Raw genomic sequence first — 17,779 nt, 5'->3', positions numbered from 1 at the left:
ATTTCTATAACCGTAGCAGGAAAGAGTGAGTAGGACAGCCCCAACAGTCTAACAGACCCTAATAAAACAGCCAGCTTGTATTTTATTTTAGGGCAAGCTCACAGTCTTCTAAACTCTCATAAACGTTTTTGTATACCTCTCTGTCGCTATAAATATCAATATTTGGGTTCTGGTGCCAATCAATGCTGAGGTTACATTCAAACTGCGAATACGCTTTTAGATTTGAAGGTTTGCAGCTTGACGCTTGCTCGATAGATTCAGTGTCGAGTTCCCAAACTTGCAAGTCGCCTTCAAGCTGCATCGCTCCCTGCATAGCAGAAGGGCAGGCATAAGCGAAATCTGATGAGACGTCTAGGCTATCAAGGTCTATCTGGTCAGTGCAAGAAATACCATTTAGGCAATCTCTATCATGCCGCACATCCCAAGGAGAGGGTATTTGTAATACTTGGTGTAATTGATAACGCACTTTGGACCAATCATGTATTTCATAACCATCTTCATCTGTGCTAGGTACAGGATATTTAGTCTGTCGTTCGCTATCGGGTAACGCCAAGAATCCAAGAAAGAGCTGAGCATTTTTGGCTAACATACTGTTGGGACGTCTGGCTAAATCAAGCATTATTTTTTTATAATTAGGTTCCATAAACCGATGGATAGCGTCATCTGTCCATTGTGTATTGTCTGCGCCATAGAAAAGCACATAGCGATATAAGTTCAATAAAATCTTGGCATCTTTCACAGCATAGCCATTTGGGTATTGCTGTATATAATCTTCCCAAAATGTAGCACGTTCGACCAATTCCTGAAAGGTGGTAGTCACTGATGCATCCATCCAAAAACTCTCTTGATTGTCCTTTGCCATACGTTGGATAAATGCTGCTTGGTCATTCCGTAGATAAGGCGCAAATATGTTTACCATCGCTAGCATATCATGATCAAACGAAAACCAACCTTCCCCTAAGTCACGAAATCTCACATCGGCACCACTTTGTATTAGCCCAATTAAGTATTGTGCACGTGGGCTCAATGTCCTTAACTGCTCTGATGTTGCGTTTTCTTCATAATATAAGTCATAAACAACGCTGTTAAAATTTTCATAGGCGCTTTCAAGATTTTCAGCGTCTGTATCAATATCATCTACTAAAAACCGTTTATACATTGACTCATAACTGCTCAATAATTCCATTACTTCAGCATTACTGGCCGTCGGTAAGCAAGCATCGAGTTGCTTTTGAATGGCGTAAATATCTTCAATCTTGCTAGTACCATCCACTGTTTGCATTGCCTGATTGAGCTGTACACAGGTTTTCGCATCTACACCTAAGCTCTTTTTACTAGGCTCAGGATTTTCTAAAGCCATTGGTATTCTTGATTCTTCAACAGCTTGTGCTTGGGGTAACGGGGTATTCGAGGTTGGCTGGCATGCAGTGACAGTAACAGTGATAACGAGCAGCAGGCTTGAACCTATGATGAATGACACTTGATTTTTTTGCACAGACTGTATCCTCTTAACATGCTATAGACTATGAATATGCATAGTTTAAAATAAGTTCTAATAGACGAATAATAAAACTATTGTTTGCTTATGGTGATCTTACCCTTTAATAGGCTGTCGAGATAGTAGGTATCATTCTTTATTAAATAAATATAAAGCAGTGTTTCTGTTTGTAAAGTTTACTTGAATAATAATGGACACTCCCTATAAAGATAACGGTCGTTCAATATGCGTCTTTGCTTAGCAAATTGGCAACGATATATTCTATTGACCCAGTACTATTGATTCAATGGCTCGCAATTTTTCACAGTTCTAAGCCAGTTATTTGTGAGGGCTTTAATGAATAGTTGAGAACTCTAATGAATAGTCGAGCACTTTAATTAATAGTAATGAACCTCATAATAAAGTACACCAACTTATAACGACAAACATAATAAGGCATAACATGGCACACGATAATTTATTTGAATCTGTAAAAATGGGCACGCAAACGCTAAAAAACCGCATCATTATGGCACCGTTAACACGCCTGCGTTCAGTAGAGCCTGGTGATGTACCGACTGTACTTGCTAGCGAGTATTATTCACAGCGTGCTAGCTCAGGGCTTGTGATCACTGAAGCAACGCAGGTTTCTTTTCAAGCGAAAGGCTATGCAGGTGCACCTGGCGTTCATACCCAAGAGCAAATCACCGCATGGAAAGCCATCGTTGATAATGTCCATGCCAAAGGTGGCAAGATTGTGGTACAGCTATGGCATACCGGTCTGGTCTCGCATGAGAGCGTACAGCCGGATGGCAAAGCACCAATCTCTGCCTCTGATGTCCATGTCGGTATACGCACCTCGTTGCGTGATAGCAATAACCAAGCTATCCGCGTTGAAGCAACGACACCACGCCCAGCCACACTTGATGAAATCAAGCAAGTCATCGCTGACTTTGCACAAGCGACCAAAAATGCTAAAGAAGCGGGCTTTGATGGGGTTGAGATTCATGGTGCTCATGGTTATCTATTGCATCAGTTCTGGGTTGAGCAAACCAACCAACGTGAAGATGAATACGGTGGTAGCCGTGAGAACCGTGCACGTCTAACATTAGATGTTATCGACGCCTGTGTGGCTGCTTGGGATGCTGATCACGTTAGTATCCGTATCTCACCGCTTGGAACATTTAACAATGTAGAAGCTGGCTATAATGAAGATGAGAATATCTGGATGATTGAGCAGATTAACAAGCGTGGCTTGATGTATCTACATCTGTCAGAGCCTGATTGGGCTGGTGGTACTCCTTATAGTGATGGATTCCGTCAACGTGTCCGTGCTGCTTTTGATAACTTGATTATCGCTGCTGGTGGTTATACTGCCGAAAAAGCAGAGAAAAATGTGAAAGCAGGTTATATCGATGCCGTCGCTTTTGGTCGCGATTATATTGCCAACCCTGATTTGGCCGAGCGTATTCGTGAAGGTGCTGCGCTAAATGAGCAGCATCCTGATAGCTTTTATGGTGGCGGTGCTGAAGGTTACACCGACTATCCGTTTTTAAACCAAGCGTAATATATAGTCGGTGAAATACTAAACGGCTACGGCGTTACCCTCCTTAGATGTACTACTTGTACAATCTGCAGTCGGCTGCCTTGTATCCACTTTAGAGTTCTTTGACTATAGATAGTTCTATATAACTGACAATCGAAAGCCACCAGACGATTATCGTTTGGTGGCTTTTTTTGTGCATTGCGATATGTATATTTCAACTACTTGAGTTACTTAATAAAATTACCCGTCTGATAATCTCGAAACGTTTGGCGCAGCTCTTCTTGCGTGTTCATGACAAAAGGTCCATAACCTGCCACTGGCTCACCAATAGGCTCACCGCTGAATAACAAAAGTTTGATAGGATTTAGTGTCGGTTCTTCAGTGGTGGTAATAGAGCAGTGTAGCTCAATGATGTCAGTATCAGGTGCGTGCTCATCTTGAATATCAGCACGATGTTGCGTGGGTGCCTCAAACTGAATCAGATTGCCTGCACTCACAGGCGTATCATTGACCAGTAGTTCGCCTTCTTGTACTAGCAGTAAGGTATTGTGCGTGTTGGGTATTTGCAGTGTCGTTGAACCAGAGGCATACAGCTCGATATTCCAGACATTAATGGGCGTAAAGGTACTGGCTGAACCTGTTACTCCTTGCCATTCGCCAGCGATGATAGCGGCTTTGCCAATAGTGGCTTGATTGCTACCGTCACTGTCGTCGCTGTTATCTATCAAGTCAACGAGAGGTATCTCCGCCCGTTTGATGCTTTGGTATTTTGGATGGGTTAGTTTGTCTGCGCTCGGTAGATTGACCCACATTTGCACCATACTAAAGACGCCACCACGCTGCCCAAACGCTGCTGAATGGAACTCCTCATGCATGATGCCGCGTCCTGCCGTCATCCATTGCACATCACCTTCTAGAATATCACCGCATCCACCAGTCGAGTCTGCATGGCTGATTTCGCCCGAATAAGCGATGGTGACCGTCTCAAAACCTTTGTGTGGATGCTTACCGATGCCATGCGGTTCCGTTTGGTAATTGGGGTTTGGCTCAAAGGTGGTCGGTTCGCCATAATCGAATAACAGAAATGGATCAGTATGCTCATAGTTAAAGTCGGGGTTTTCTTCGAGATGGTTAATGAAGGTTTTTACATAAAAGCCATCACCGACCCAATGCGGTGCCTTTTTACTATGAACGTTCTCAATCGGACGCATGTATCCCCCCATAAGATGAGATGTATAGTCAATCCTCTATAAATTGGATGCGGTGTCAGTCTCGCTGAGTCTACTACTTGTAGCACTTTCGCTCGGCTTCCTTGTATTCAAATTATATTGAACCAACTATATTATTCTAATTTTTATTGTTGCTTTTCAAGCGTGAACACTAAGTTGCTTCACTTTTGTCGTACTTCTTATTCTAGCAGTTATCAAACCTTTATTGAGCTAAAAAATCAACTTAAGTAGTATAAAAAATTAAACGTAGATAGTTATAGCGTGTTCAGCGTGCTCTAAAAACACGCCCTAATACCTGATCAAAATCATTGGGCACGACTGACTTTTAAATAGATTAATGGCTAAAAAGATTGGTTGTTAGACAATCTCGCCACTGACAAAACCGCTTGCCCACGCCCACTGGAAATTATAACCACCCAGCCAGCCTGTGACATCAAGCACCTCACCGATAAAGTACAGACCCTCTTGCAAATTACTCTGCATGGTTTTTGAGGATACTTCGTCAGTTTTGACACCGCCGCGCGTGACTTCAGCGGTACGATAGCCCTCGGTACCAGACGGTTTAAGTTGCCAACCATTTAGACTCGCACCAAGCTCTGCCAAACGCTCGTCTTTAATATTAGCAAGCTCGGTATCTTTTATATCTTCCCACAGGTGAGTCTGCAGCGCAGTCAGGAGCTTTTTGGGTAAGGCATTGTCAGTATAGTCAGCGAGCACCGTACGAATCAGCTGCTTGGAGTGTGATTTTTTATGAGTCAATAAGAGCGCTGTCGTATCTGTCTCAGGTAGCAGATTAATGCTGATGGTTTCACCCGTATGCCAATAGTTGGATAGCTGCAGCATAGAAGGACCGGACAGTCCACGATGGGTGAACAGCAGCGGTAATTTAAAGGAAATACGCTCATTACTGGCAATGACTGGCAAGCTAATGCCTGACAATGCTCGAATCAGTTCACCTGTTTTATCAGTGAACGTAAAAGGTACGAGACTGGCATCAGTCGGTATGAGTGTATGCCCAAACTGCTGAGCCAGCTCGTAACCCAAGCCGCTAGCACCCATCGTTGGGATGGATAATCCGCCCGTGGCGACCACTAACGACTCGCAGCAGTAGCCTGTTTGTGCCAGCTTGGTTTGATTTGCTGCTTCTTTTCTCTCTTGCTTTTCTTTTTTGCTCAGCTGCTTGGTCGTTAGTAATTGAAAACGAGCACTTTTATCATTTTCGACAGTTTGAACGCTTTCAATTTGAGCATTCAATTTTACTTGCACGCCTGCTGCTGCACACTCATCAAGGAGCATGCTCAAGATATCTTGTGCAGAATCATCGCAAAACAGCTGACCGTGCTCACGCTCATGGTAAGGAATTTTATGCGCTTCAACCATAGCGATAAACTCCCAACTGGGATAACGGCTGAGGGCTGATTTGCAGAAATGCTGATTGGCACCAAGGAAATGCTCAGGCTCGACGAAGTAATTGGTAAAGTTGCAGCGGCCACCGCCTGACATGAGGATTTTTTTGCCTGCTTTATTGGCATGATCCAATACCAGTACGCGGCGACCACGGCGACCCGCAGTGAGCGCACAGTATAACCCTGACGCGCCAGCACCGATAATAATGACATCGTAGTGGGCGTATTGCGATGTATTGCGTTGATTGCTCATTGTGGTCTCATAAAATGATAGAGCCTGTCCACTATAAAACCGCTACAGGTATCAACCTCGCTCACTATCCAACCGTATCGTGGGCACTCAGTTTGTTGTATCGATAATAGGGTGAATTGACTATAGATATAAAATAGTAAAAATAAAGCCGATTGCTTATATTTAATAAAGTCGTGCTTGAAAAGAGTCAGTCGCTCTTAGCGTTCGCTTTAGAGTAGCTATTGTCCATATTTTATTTAAGGTTACAAGGATTAAATAGCTTATTGCCCTGTCTATAAATTTTATCATGCGTGACCAATTATACAGCTGTACAGTGATATTGTTATGAATGGCAGTTGATGCCTTGCAACCATCCGGCTTATTTGTCAAACTAACCTTACGTGTCACGCATTATGGAAGATGGCTCTTATTACCTGTACAGACGGTCGTTATTGACGATTGGTACAGGTCATAATAATTAAAAAGGATGACTATTATGACTCAGAAATCATTTCCCCTTGCAGCCGAGTTCATCGCTGCTGCCAATACGACAGCCGAACAATACCGCACCGACTACCAGCAGTCTATCGAATCCCCTGAGTCTCATGATGCCTTTTGGGCGAAGCGTGCCGAGCTGATTGATTGGATAAAAAAACCTACCAAAATCAGCGACGTTAATTATGATTTAAAGGATTTTCGAATCAAGTGGTTCGAAGATGGCGAGCTGAATATTTCTGTCAATTGCCTAGACCGACACCTACAAAACAACCCTTACAAACCAGCGATTATTTGGGAAGGCGATCATCCTTCCTTACATAAGATTATCTCCTTTAAAGAGCTGCACGAATCGGTCTGCCGTTTGGGCAACGCAATGCGTAAGCTTGGGGTCAAAAAAGGCGATCGCGTCACTTTATACATGCCGATGATACCGGAAGCGATGGTAGCGATGCTGGCATGTACGCGTATCGGTGCCGTGCACTCAGTGGTGTTCGGTGGTTTTTCTGCTGAGAGCTTGGGCAACCGTTTGATAGACAGTCGCTCGAAACTGGTTATCACTGCTGATGAAGGTTTACGTGGTAATAAACGTACACCGCTCAAGGCGAATGTCGATCGTGCACTCGATATCGATGGCACTGACAGCGTGACCAACGTCATCGTCGTCCACCGTACTGGCAACTCTGTACCGATGAGTGGTCGCCGCGACCTTTGGTATCATAGTTTAGTAGACGGTGAATCGCAGTATTGCGAGCCTGAAGTGATGAATGCCGAAGACCCGCTGTTTTTACTCTACACATCTGGCTCGACTGGTAAGCCTAAAGGCGTGTTGCATACGACTGGCGGCTATATCACTTATGCGCTCTCTACGTTTCGAGATGTTTTCGATATTAAAGATGACGATGTCTACTGGTGTACAGCTGATGTGGGCTGGATTACAGGTCATACTTACTCAACTTATGCACCGCTCGCCAATGGGACGACGACAGTGATGTTCGAGGGTGTACCAGAATATCCAACATGGGCACGCATCGGACATATTATTGATAAGCACAATGTGACGGTCTTATATACCGCGCCGACTGCGATTCGAGCGATGATGAAGGAGGGAGCCGCCTTTGTCCGTGAGTCTAATCGTTCTAGCCTGCGCTTGCTCGGAACCGTAGGGGAGCCAATCAATCCCGAAGCATGGGATTGGTACTACCATATCGTCGGTGACAGTAAGTGTCCAATCGTCGATACGTGGTGGCAGACGGAGACAGGCGGTATTCTAATGGCTCCGATACCAGGCGCAGTTGCACTTAAGCCCGGTGCAGCGATGAATCCTCTATACGGTATAAAACCCGAAATCGTCGATAGAGATGACACTATATTAGAAGGCTCTGCCGAAGGTAACTTACTAATTAATAGTAGCTGGCCGGGACAAATGCGGACGATTTATAATGACCATGAGCGCTTTTTAGAGACTTATTTTAGCGATTATCCAGGCTATTATTTCACTGGTGATGGGGCACAGCGCGACGAGGACGGACATTACTGGATTACGGGGCGTGTCGATGATGTGCTCAATGTGGCAGGACATCGTCTGGGTACAGCCGAGATTGAAAGTGCCGTGGTCGCACATCCTGCCACGGCTGAGGCTGCTATCGTCGGTATGCCACATGAGATTCGAGGGACGGGTATTTGCGCCTTTATCATTCTAAAGTCAGGCGAAAAAGAGACAGCGTCACTGAAGGCTGAGCTGAATCGACACGTGCGCTCTGAGATTGGCCCCATTGCCAATTTGGATACGATTCATATCGTCAATGTACTACCAAAAACGCGCTCAGGTAAAATCATGCGCCGTATCTTGCGTAATCTAGCGGCAGGACAGTATGTTGGTTTGGGCGACTTATCCACCCTTGCAGACAGTTCTGTGATTAATCAATTGGTTGAGGTAGTCAAAGCTGAGCGTGGAGAATAGTCACAGCTATATCCTCGTTAGGCAATCAAAGAAAAGCCATGTTATAGAAATAGCATGGCTTTTTTACGTAGACGATATTGATATGAGTAGGTTTTAAAGGTTCAATGCTATTTAAAAGTTGAATACTATTTAAAATTGTATCGACTAAAACAAACCGTTATTTTTATAAATACTATTTTCTGACCACATATTCTATAAGGCTTATTGTCATTATGACTCATCATCCTTTAAACTGTACTGATACTACTTCACCTAAAATCGCTATCATCGGCGGTGGTCTGACAGGACTATTTACCGCCACATTATTAGAGCGTGCTTTTAGCCAAGGTAATGATAAAACACCAGTCCCTAATATTACGATTTTTGAAAAGTCTCGCAGTGTTGGACGTTTAGCCACTCGTTATCGTACCGACAGTCAAACGGGTAAAAACTGGCAATGGGCATTTGGCGCACAGTTTTTTACGGCTAAAACAGCCAGTTTTCGGCAGTTCATTGCGCCTTGGCTAGAGACAGGTTTACTGCAACCATGGTGTGCACAAGTGGTTAACCTAACGCCCGCAAACGATAGTATTGAGTCATCTGATATCCAAAGCAAAGAGCAATGGAATACCACGCAAGCACGCTATATCAGTACGCCCAAAATGACCAGCTGGGGACGAAAGTTAGCTGATGAATTGCAGCACACCACTATGAAATTTAAAACCCGCGTTGCACCGTTGGCTCAATATGACAGCTCTATAGCAGAAAAGGTTGATAAAAAAACGGAGCTATTTGACGATGCTGGCGCAAGCTTAGGTCACTTTGACTGGGTGGTTTGTACGGCCCCTAATGGTCAGGTGGTAGATTTAATGACAGATAGTGGGTTTAGTCAGAAAAACAAAATCACCGAGCCACAGATGCAGGCTTGTTATACGCTGATGTTGGGGTGGAATGATATTGCCACATTACCGAAAGCGCTAAGTAAAGATGTTCAACCAGAATGGGATGTCGCTTATCTGAGTGATTCTATTCTCGATAGGATATTTATCGAGCATCAAAAGCCTGCTCATGATGATCTGCTACCTAGTATTACCATTCATGCCAACAATCATTGGTCAGAGCAGCATGTCGATGATGATATTGAGACCGTCCAATCACAATTGCTACAAGCTGCACAGCAAGCATTGAGTTGGAATGAGGAAAGCGCACCTAGCCAAATAGACAGTCATCGCTGGCGTTATGCTGCAACGGTGGTTAATAACAAAAGCGACAAAGATGCGTCAGGCATTTTATTCGATGAGAGGCATCAGTGGATTGTCAGTGGTGACTGGTGTGGCCAGGGCAATATCGAAAGCTGCTATCAAATGGCACAACAGACAGTCGAGGCTATCTATAATATTCATAAAGTTGTCTGATGGGAGATGAGTCGTTCATTATCCCGTAGGGTCTGATCAATGATGAAATGTATCTGAAATGTTAACAAACTAATTCAAACCGATTCTACAAAAGTAGAAGAGTAATCAATGATGTGTAAAGTCGAGAGAGATTGATTTACATATAAATAATCAATATTTGTGTATTAAATATCGACTTTAAGTTACAAATAACACTATTAAAATCTCTAATAAACCGATATATTTGCTTTTCGTAATATATTAAATAGTATGAAGCTAGAGGTGGATAAAGTGCTGATAGGAAGTGATTTAACTCGCGTGATGCTCGAAAATGGTTGTCAGGAGATATGGTGTGCGGTAGATGATAATAGCGATGAAGATGCTATGAGAGATCAAATCGAGAATGATTTTACAGCGAGAATCGTATCTTATGATGATGAGAAATTCTACTGTACCGCAGGTATAGCATGGTTATGTGCTGTTCCAATCAAAGTGTTGCCAATGACTTTGAGTGATGTGAAGTTCGAAATGTCATAATTTATATTGTATTAGCTCAACAGGTTTACAATCTGTATCAAAAACCCACCGCTGAGTGGGTTTTTTAATTTAAAGCAGGAAATGCTTTCATAGGATTTTAACAACCAAAATGCTCAGGTGGGTATAAAAGGGCATTGTAGTAGCATAAATGGTGAAATATTTATTGATGAATAAATGTAGACAAAAAAGAGCCCACAAAGGAGGAACTGTGGGCTGAGGAAACTGAGCGTGTAGTAATAACTATGATGACTACAAGGGCAGTGATTGGGCGTTGTTGTTATTATAAGTAACTCTACTATCAGTCTCTAAAATTAGAGTGGTAGTGGTTAATTCAATAGGTAGATGTAGTTACTTACCTATTTAAGTGTACAAGTGTTTTATTGGAATAGCTATCATAGCGTAAACAGCCACGGTTTGGCTGTTTTGGTTACATGATATTACGTTTAAAAAGACATTTAGAGGAGGTATTTGATAGAACATATACGTTAGTATAATGTCGAATAAACATGAATGATTTTGTGATTTTATGCGCATTACTAATAAATAATGTTAATACTTCATAGTTATATGATGATTACGGATGGATTTTAATATAATTGGTAACTTAGTAGCTAAAGAGATGGCATGACGACTTGCCCGAAAAATGCTAAGCTATCCGCCATTATTATGTCTATATGAAACTGGGTTTGCCATGACTGAGAATACGCATTTGCATACGCAGGAGCCATCAAGTACGCAAAATACTAAGAGTATTTTTAACTTGCCCAACAACTTGACTATTGCGCGAATATTAATGATTCCGCTATTTGTCGCCATTGCTTATTGGCCACCTTCTATGGGAATCGGCATGCCAGCCATCTCAGATAATGTGATTGCGCGGGTAGGCATGAGTGAGTTCAGCGATAGCTTGGTACGGCATTTATTATTGACGGGCGTTTTTATTATCGCTGCGATTACCGATTGGCTAGATGGCTACTTTGCGCGTAAGCTCAATGTGATGTCAGCCTTTGGGCGATTTTTGGATCCCGTCGCTGATAAGCTGATGGTCGCGGTAGCGCTTATCATCTTAGTACAGTGGCACCCTAATATCATAATGGCGATAGCAGCGATTGTCATTATCTCGCGTGAGATTGCGGTATCCGCACTGCGTGAATGGATGGCAGAGCTAGGCAAGAGTACCAGCGTGGCAGTATCTTATGTCGGCAAGTTAAAAACGACGTTTCAGATGGTGGCAATTACGGTGCTTCTTCTAAACTGGGAGTCGCTTGAAACCATTGGCTATGTGTTGATGGTTGCAGCTGTTGTTCTGACATTATGGTCGATGATGATTTATCTAAGAGCCGCTTGGCCATATCTCAAGCAGAGTGGTTAAGCCATATTATTGATTGTAGTATCATAAAATTTAGATAAAACGCCAGTCGCATTAGCCACTGGCGTTTTTTATTGTCTAGTATTCCCCTACTGGGCGGTAGATTTATTTTACTCTTTGATTGTATGTATTGTTGATATATACTCAAAATTAGTAAACAAAATACAAGAGAATTGGCCGAATTATGATAAGAGGTCATTCAAATAAGGAAATAGGTATGGCATTACATAAGAAACAGTCAGTCGCTGCCGTTATGTTAGTTGCATTGCTGACAGGGTGCTCTTCAGGCTCAAATATGCAAGAGCAATTCACTTCAGCTATTCAGCAAGAAAAGTCTATCCAAACAGACTCTAGTGCAGATCGTTCTACTCAGGATGCTGCTGAATCGGAACGCTTGGGGACCAAATGGGGAGATGATGTTAACTCAGAGGTCACTACTGTTGATTTGCGCCGTACCAATCCTGAGCCTATTGAGCAGATGCAGGTTCGTTATGCAGACAAATCCTATACTGGCCGAGCCGTCAATAGCATGTCATTATTGGCTGGCAAGGTTGATTTTTCGATGGAAACAGATACGGGTGCACTATCACTTTATCGGGACTCGGGCAACTACTATGTCCAAGGTCAAGCAGGTCAGGCATACCGCTTGGTGTATCATAATAACAGCGCCAATACTTATGAGATCGTCGCTAGTGTCGATGGCATAAATGTCCTCAATGGCAGTGCTGCCAGTCGTTATGACAGCGGATATGTATTGGAACCAAATGACGATTTGGTGATTGAAGGTTTCCGCAAGAGCCAAAGCTCAGTGGCATCCTTTATTTTTAGCAAGCCAGAGAGTGCCTATGCTGCCAATACCAGCTCGGGCTCTATCAATAATACGGGTGTAATCGGTACGGCAGTTTATGGGCTGTATGATCCTACTAAGCCGAAACCTCAACAGCCGCAAGCTTATCCGGCAGACAATGGTTATGCGAAACCACCGCAGTAATATATATCAATAGATAACGCATAAAAAAACGCCAGTCGCATTAGCCACTGGCGTTTTTGTTTTTACTGCTTATAAATCAGATAATTTATAGCGTCACTGAGTTATTTTCGCCTAGATTGGTCGCTTTCTTACCGTCCATGACGGCAGCAGTAGTCATCTTAAACATGTTAACCACTGAGCTACCGCTGAGCCAATATTCTGCACCGTGTGGTACGACTTTAATCAACTGGATATTCTTATCTTCTTTACCTTGCTCATAGAAGGCATTGTAAATTGGCGACCACAGCTCATCAAGCTTCTCTTGGTCTTCGACCAATTCTGCCTTACCGTTGATAGAGACATAATTCTTAGCATCTTGGCTGACGTAAGCCAAGTTTACTTGTGGGTTTTTTTCGATATCTTTGACCGTCTCAGTGGTCTTATCACCGATGAACCAAATTTCTTTTGCGCCAATGCTGGTTTCACTGGTAGTCATTGGGCAAGCATGTAGATGGTCTTCATGAGTGCGAGTGGTCATCATGGCAAATTTAATGTCTTTTACCAGTTCTTGCACTTTATCGATATGGTCTTGTCTACTCATAGTAAATTTCCTTTTCTTTATAGTATTTGATTAATAGTTATGAAGTTTTTGTTAGGTAGATTTTTATTTATTACTTTTTAGCTTTTTGATAATTCGTACTTAGAATACCGATAACTAGTGGTCTATTTATATAGGTTGCCAGTAATACGATGTGAGAGTTTGTAAGGAGTATAAGGGTTAAGTAAAAATTATGACGTTATACTCATTTCACTATAAAAGTGTTACTGCGTTAACTTCGCTTGAGGTATTTAATGTACATCTACATTCAGTTGCCTTGTACTGCTTTTAAATTGAATCGAATGTATGCGCCCACCCAAGTTTGCTGCTTTGAAAAAACGGTATGTAATATGATTTCTAAGATAGAAGCCTAAAGAGTAGATCAGGGAGAAGGTTAAAGGGAAGAACAAGGCAATTATTTGCTAACCGTTTGCGAGTTCAATAAATGCGCTTTTCGGCAATTTATCTTGGTTTAGACCTGCTTATTACAGGGCTTCTTGTTATAATACGCAGACCATTTACTTAGCATGGCAGAGATGCCTTGATCTTACGGATTATGCCTTTATGATGACCATCGCCGGACAACCGTTTCTTACCGATTTTCAGACGCAGCAACTCATCAGTCAGTTTCAGCAAAAAACCGAGCTCAATGTCAGTCAAATAAGTACCCAACAAGTGTATGTGCTATCACGCAAGCTCGAAGGTGATGAGTATAAAAAAGCGCTAGACTTACTTGCTGTCGATAGTAGCAATGTCCTTGCCGACCCACAGGCCAATCAATTACAAGTTATCGTTGGTCCACGTTTTGGCACGATTTCGCCATGGGCAAGTAAAGCGACTGATATTTTTAATAACTGTGAAATTGAGATCAACCGTGTTGAGCGCGTCGTTGTTTATACCCTAACAATCGATGGTGAAGCAGGCGAAAGACTACCAGTAGACGCTGAGCAATTATTGTTTGACCGTATGACCCAGAGCTTGGTCTATGATTTGAATGATTTGAACAAATTGTTTGATGCCGAGCAGCCAGCATCATTGAATCATATTGATGTCATCGGACAAGGTCAGTCAGCATTAGAGTCTGCCAATACCCAGTTTGGTTTTGCATTATCAAGTGAAGACATTGATTATTTGATGAATGCTTATGTCAATGAGCTAAAGCGTAATCCAACTGACGTTGAGCTGATGATGTTTGCACAGGCAAACTCAGAGCATTGCCGTCATAAGATTTTTAACGCTGAGTGGACAGTTGATGGCGAAGTACAGCCAAAGTCACTGTTCCAAATGATTAAGAATACTTACCAGTCGAATCCACAAGGTATCTTGTCTGCCTATAAAGACAACGCTGCGGTGATGGCAGGGTCTGAGGGTATGCGTTTCTACCCGATTCCAACTGACGCGATGGACGCAAACTCTGCCCATCCTTACGACTTCCATCAAGAAGCAATCGACATTCTGATGAAAGTCGAAACGCATAACCATCCAACGGCTATCGCCCCGTATGCGGGTGCAGCGACAGGTGCTGGTGGTGAGATTCGTGATGAAGGCGCAACAGGTCGTGGTGGTAAGCCAAAAGCAGGTCTGACAGGATTTCATGTATCACACCTACATATCCCAGAGCTTGCTGAGAAGTGGGAGCAGTCAGGTCAATTGAGTACTCAGGCTTATGGCACACCAGATCGTATGGCAACCAGTCTTGAGATTATGACTGAAGCACCACTGGGTTCAGCCAACTTCTCAAACGAGTTTGGTCGTCCTAATCTATGCGGTTATTTCCGCAGCTTCCAGCTTGATACATCAGCGGCAAAAGATGGCAGCGAGATGCGCGGCTATCACAAGCCAATCATGCTGGCAGGTGGTTACGGCAATATCAAACGCAACCTCATTGAAAAAAACGCCATTCAACAAGGTGATTTGTTAATCGTCCTTGGTGGCCCTGCCATGCAGATTGGTCTGGGCGGTGGTGCGGCGTCTTCAGTTGATAGTGGTTCACTTGATGAAGGCTTAGACTTTGCCTCAGTTCAGCGTGACAATGCTGAGATGGAGCGTCGTTGCCAAGAAGTGATGGATCGCTGCTGGGCACTAGCCGGTAATGACGTTGATGCGAGCAATAATGGCAAAGACGGCAACCCTATCGTGTCATTACATGATGTGGGCGCTGGCGGTATCTCTAATGCAATGCCAGAGTTGGTCAATGACCACGAGATGGGCGCGGTACTAAACCTGCGTAAAATCCCATCGTTAGAAGCTGGCATGTCGCCAATGGCCATCTGGTCAAACGAAGCGCAAGAGCGTTATGTCCTCGCGATTCGCCCAGAAAGCGAAGCCCAATTCGATGCGATCTGTGCGCGTGAGCGTTGCCCGTATGCCATCTTGGGAACAGCCACGGATGTGCGTCAATTGGTTGTTAATGACGAGTTGCTAGAAGACCAACCTGTCGATATGCCGATGCAAGTATTGCTAGGTGGCACGCCGAAGATGAAGCGTAGCTTTGAGCGTCATGACACCAGCTTACCTGCATTAGATTTAAATGAAGTCAATTTAGCTGAGTCTATCAAAGACGTCTTGCGTCACCCAACCGTCGCTAGCAAATCATTCTTGATCAGCATTGGTGACCGTTCTATCACTGGTATGGTCGTGCGTGATCAGTATGTGGGTCGCTATCAAGTGCCTGTATCGGATTGTGCTGTGACAGCATCAGGCTTGATTGCGCTAGATGGTCAGGTGATGAGCGGCGAAGCCATGAGTATCGGTGAGCGTACACCAGTTGCCTTAATCAGTCCACAAGCCTCAGCACGCCTTGCAATTGGTGAAGCGATTACCAACATCGCTGGTGCGCGTATTGCTCAGTTGTCTGATATTACGATGTCAGCGAACTGGATGGCTGCCTGTGGTGATGATGCGGAAGATGCAGCATTGTTTGACGCGGTATATACAGTCGGCGAAGAGCTGTGCCCAGCACTAGGTATCGCGATTCCAGTCGGTAAAGATTCGCTATCGATGCGTGCCAACTGGACTGACAGCAGTGAAGCAGGTGAGACGGATAAATCAGTCGTATCACCAATGAGCCTAGTGATTACCGCCTTTGCTCCTGTGGTTGATGTGGCAAAAACGCTAACCCCTGAGCTAATCAATGGCGATAGCGCGTTTTACCGTATTGATTTGTCTAAAGGCAAGCTACGTCTAGGCGGTTCAATCCTTGCGCAAACGCTGAGTCAATTGGGTAACGATTGCCCAGATTTAGCACAGCCAAGCGACTTGGTCGACTTCTTTAACTTTGTCCAAGCGGGTAACGCGCAAGGCGTCATCAGCGCCTATCACGATATCGGTGATGGTGGTCTGCTGGCAACTATCGCAGAGATGCAGTTCACTAGCCGTCAAGGCATCAAACTGTCATTGACGGACGATAACTTACTCGGTCAACTGTTCAGTGAAGAGTTGGGTGCAGTCATCCAAGTATTGCCAGAAAACGTCGCTGCTCTAATGCAATTGGCAGAAGAGTTTAACGTTGTTGATATGCTGAGCCTCGTTGGTCAAAGCTCTGAAGAAGATAGCCTGCTTATCCAAACGCCAACGCTTATGGGTGATGACACCTTACGCTTCAGCCGTACTGAATTGCAGCAAGCATGGACGCAGGTCAGTTATCAAATCGCGCGTCGCCGTGATAATCCAGCGTGCGTACAGCAAGAGTATGACTTGATTGCTGATACGAGCCATAAAGGCCTAATCGCTGCGCCAAACTTTGATTTGAATCAAAAAGTTGAAGAACCATATTTAGCCAGTCGTGAGAATAAACCAAGAGTCGCTATCTTGCGTGAGCAAGGCGTCAATGGTCAGACAGAGATGGCAGCAGGCTTTACCCAAGCTGGCTTTGAAGCAGTTGACGTTCACATGAGCGATCTATTGAATGGCCGCATCAATCTACGTGACTTCGACGGTCTGGTCGCTTGTGGTGGCTTTAGTTATGGTGACGTACTGGGCGCTGGCTCAGGTTGGGCGAACTCTATCTTGTTCCATGATGAGCTACGCATGCAGTTTGTCCGCTTCTTTGCCCGTCCTGATACCTTCTCATTAGGTGTCTGTAACGGTTGTCAGATGATGGCTCAGTTAAAAGACCTCATCCCAGGTGCAGATAACTTCCCACGCTTCATCGCCAACCAATCGGCACGTTTTGAAGCGCGTACGGTCAATGTGAAAATCGAGCGTACCAAGTCTATCCTGTTCAAAGGCATGCAAGACAGCATCTTGCCTATCGCTGTGGCGCATGGTGAAGGCTATGCCACACTAGACAACAACGAAATCGAAGGTATGGCAAAACACGGTCAGCTTGCGATGCGTTATGTCGATAGCCAAGGTCATCCAACTGAGACGTATCCGCTCAACCCAAACGGTTCTGTCGGCGGTGTCACGGGTCTGTGTAGCACTGATGGTCGCGTCACTATCATGATGCCGCATCCTGAGCGCAACCTAAAAGCCTATAACCACAGCTGGAAACCAGAAGAGTGGGACGAGGACGGCGCGTGGATGCGTATGTTCCGCAATGCCCGAGCTTGGTTGCGCTAGTCGCAAACCTAGATGCTTGAT

11 protein-coding genes are annotated in these 17,779 nt (G+C 44.1%); 7 read left to right on the top strand and 4 right to left on the bottom strand.

What is annotated here, in order from left to right; genetic code table 11:
* Positions 1-82: 82 nt before the first annotated feature.
* Complete coding sequence (locus DFP82_RS01320) at positions 83-1,495, bottom strand: hypothetical protein (RefSeq protein WP_110921922.1); 1,413 nt, start codon at positions 1,493-1,495, stop codon at positions 83-85.
* Positions 1,496-1,940: 445 nt separating this feature from the next.
* Between DFP82_RS01320 and nemA the strand changes: the two genes are divergently transcribed.
* Complete coding sequence (gene nemA / locus DFP82_RS01315; protein ID WP_110921921.1) at positions 1,941-3,044, top strand: alkene reductase; 1,104 nt, start codon at positions 1,941-1,943, stop codon at positions 3,042-3,044.
* A 206-nt stretch (positions 3,045-3,250) separates the two neighbouring features.
* Here nemA and DFP82_RS01310 read toward each other — a convergent pair whose 3' ends face one another.
* Positions 3,251-4,234 carry a pirin family protein gene (locus DFP82_RS01310; protein ID WP_110921920.1) on the bottom strand — a complete coding sequence of 328 codons (984 nt, stop codon included), beginning with the start codon at positions 4,232-4,234 and terminating at the stop codon, positions 3,251-3,253.
* A 375-nt stretch (positions 4,235-4,609) separates the two neighbouring features.
* The gene (locus DFP82_RS01305) at positions 4,610-5,911 is read right to left on the bottom strand and encodes a BaiN/RdsA family NAD(P)/FAD-dependent oxidoreductase (protein WP_110921919.1); all 1,302 of its coding nucleotides are present in this window, start codon (positions 5,909-5,911) and stop codon (positions 4,610-4,612) included.
* Between the two features lie 475 nt (positions 5,912-6,386).
* Between DFP82_RS01305 and acs the strand changes: the two genes are divergently transcribed.
* The 5 genes from acs (at position 6,387) to DFP82_RS01280 (ending at position 12,618) form a co-directional block, all read left to right on the top strand.
* Positions 6,387-8,348 carry an acetate--CoA ligase gene (gene acs / locus DFP82_RS01300; RefSeq protein WP_110921918.1) on the top strand — a complete coding sequence of 654 codons (1,962 nt, stop codon included), beginning with the start codon at positions 6,387-6,389 and terminating at the stop codon, positions 8,346-8,348.
* A gap of 212 nt (positions 8,349-8,560) precedes the next feature.
* Positions 8,561-9,742, top strand: a complete 1,182-nt coding sequence (locus DFP82_RS01295) for an NAD(P)/FAD-dependent oxidoreductase (protein ID WP_110921917.1) — start codon at positions 8,561-8,563, stop codon at positions 9,740-9,742.
* Positions 9,743-10,012: 270 nt separating this feature from the next.
* Positions 10,013-10,258 (top strand): hypothetical protein, encoded by a 246-nt coding sequence (locus tag DFP82_RS01290; protein ID WP_227687345.1) that lies wholly within the window; start codon positions 10,013-10,015, stop codon positions 10,256-10,258.
* Positions 10,259-10,949: 691 nt separating this feature from the next.
* Positions 10,950-11,630 (top strand): CDP-diacylglycerol--glycerol-3-phosphate 3-phosphatidyltransferase, encoded by a 681-nt coding sequence (gene pgsA / locus DFP82_RS01285; RefSeq protein ID WP_110922213.1) that lies wholly within the window; start codon positions 10,950-10,952, stop codon positions 11,628-11,630.
* A 214-nt stretch (positions 11,631-11,844) separates the two neighbouring features.
* Positions 11,845-12,618, top strand: coding sequence for a hypothetical protein (locus tag DFP82_RS01280; protein ID WP_110921915.1), 774 nt, complete (start codon positions 11,845-11,847; stop codon positions 12,616-12,618).
* Positions 12,619-12,703: 85 nt separating this feature from the next.
* Here DFP82_RS01280 and DFP82_RS01275 read toward each other — a convergent pair whose 3' ends face one another.
* Positions 12,704-13,198, bottom strand: coding sequence for a pyridoxamine 5'-phosphate oxidase family protein (locus DFP82_RS01275; protein WP_110921914.1), 495 nt, complete (start codon positions 13,196-13,198; stop codon positions 12,704-12,706).
* A gap of 561 nt (positions 13,199-13,759) precedes the next feature.
* Here DFP82_RS01275 and purL point away from each other — a divergent pair.
* Positions 13,760-17,758 carry a phosphoribosylformylglycinamidine synthase gene (purL, locus tag DFP82_RS01270; protein WP_110921913.1) on the top strand — a complete coding sequence of 1,333 codons (3,999 nt, stop codon included), beginning with the start codon at positions 13,760-13,762 and terminating at the stop codon, positions 17,756-17,758.
* Positions 17,759-17,779 lie beyond the last annotated feature (21 nt).

The sequence above is a fragment of the Psychrobacter fozii genome (assembly GCF_003217155.1).
Lineage (GTDB): Bacteria > Pseudomonadota > Gammaproteobacteria > Pseudomonadales > Moraxellaceae > Psychrobacter > Psychrobacter fozii.
Note: the sequence above shows the minus strand (reverse complement) of the source record. Positions and strands in the feature narration are given on the sequence as shown.

Coding starts and splice junctions, on each gene's coding strand:
- pgsA (WP_110922213.1), top strand. CDS start 10,950: ATGACTGAGAATACGCATTTGCATACGCAGGAGCCATCAAGTACGCAA.
- DFP82_RS01310 (WP_110921920.1), bottom strand. CDS start 4,234: ATGCGTCCGATTGAGAACGTTCATAGTAAAAAGGCACCGCATTGGGTC.
- purL (WP_110921913.1), top strand. CDS start 13,760: ATGATGACCATCGCCGGACAACCGTTTCTTACCGATTTTCAGACGCAG.
- acs (WP_110921918.1), top strand. CDS start 6,387: ATGACTCAGAAATCATTTCCCCTTGCAGCCGAGTTCATCGCTGCTGCC.
- DFP82_RS01295 (WP_110921917.1), top strand. CDS start 8,561: ATGACTCATCATCCTTTAAACTGTACTGATACTACTTCACCTAAAATC.
- DFP82_RS01305 (WP_110921919.1), bottom strand. CDS start 5,911: ATGAGCAATCAACGCAATACATCGCAATACGCCCACTACGATGTCATT.
- nemA (WP_110921921.1), top strand. CDS start 1,941: ATGGCACACGATAATTTATTTGAATCTGTAAAAATGGGCACGCAAACG.
- DFP82_RS01275 (WP_110921914.1), bottom strand. CDS start 13,198: ATGAGTAGACAAGACCATATCGATAAAGTGCAAGAACTGGTAAAAGAC.
- DFP82_RS01280 (WP_110921915.1), top strand. CDS start 11,845: ATGGCATTACATAAGAAACAGTCAGTCGCTGCCGTTATGTTAGTTGCA.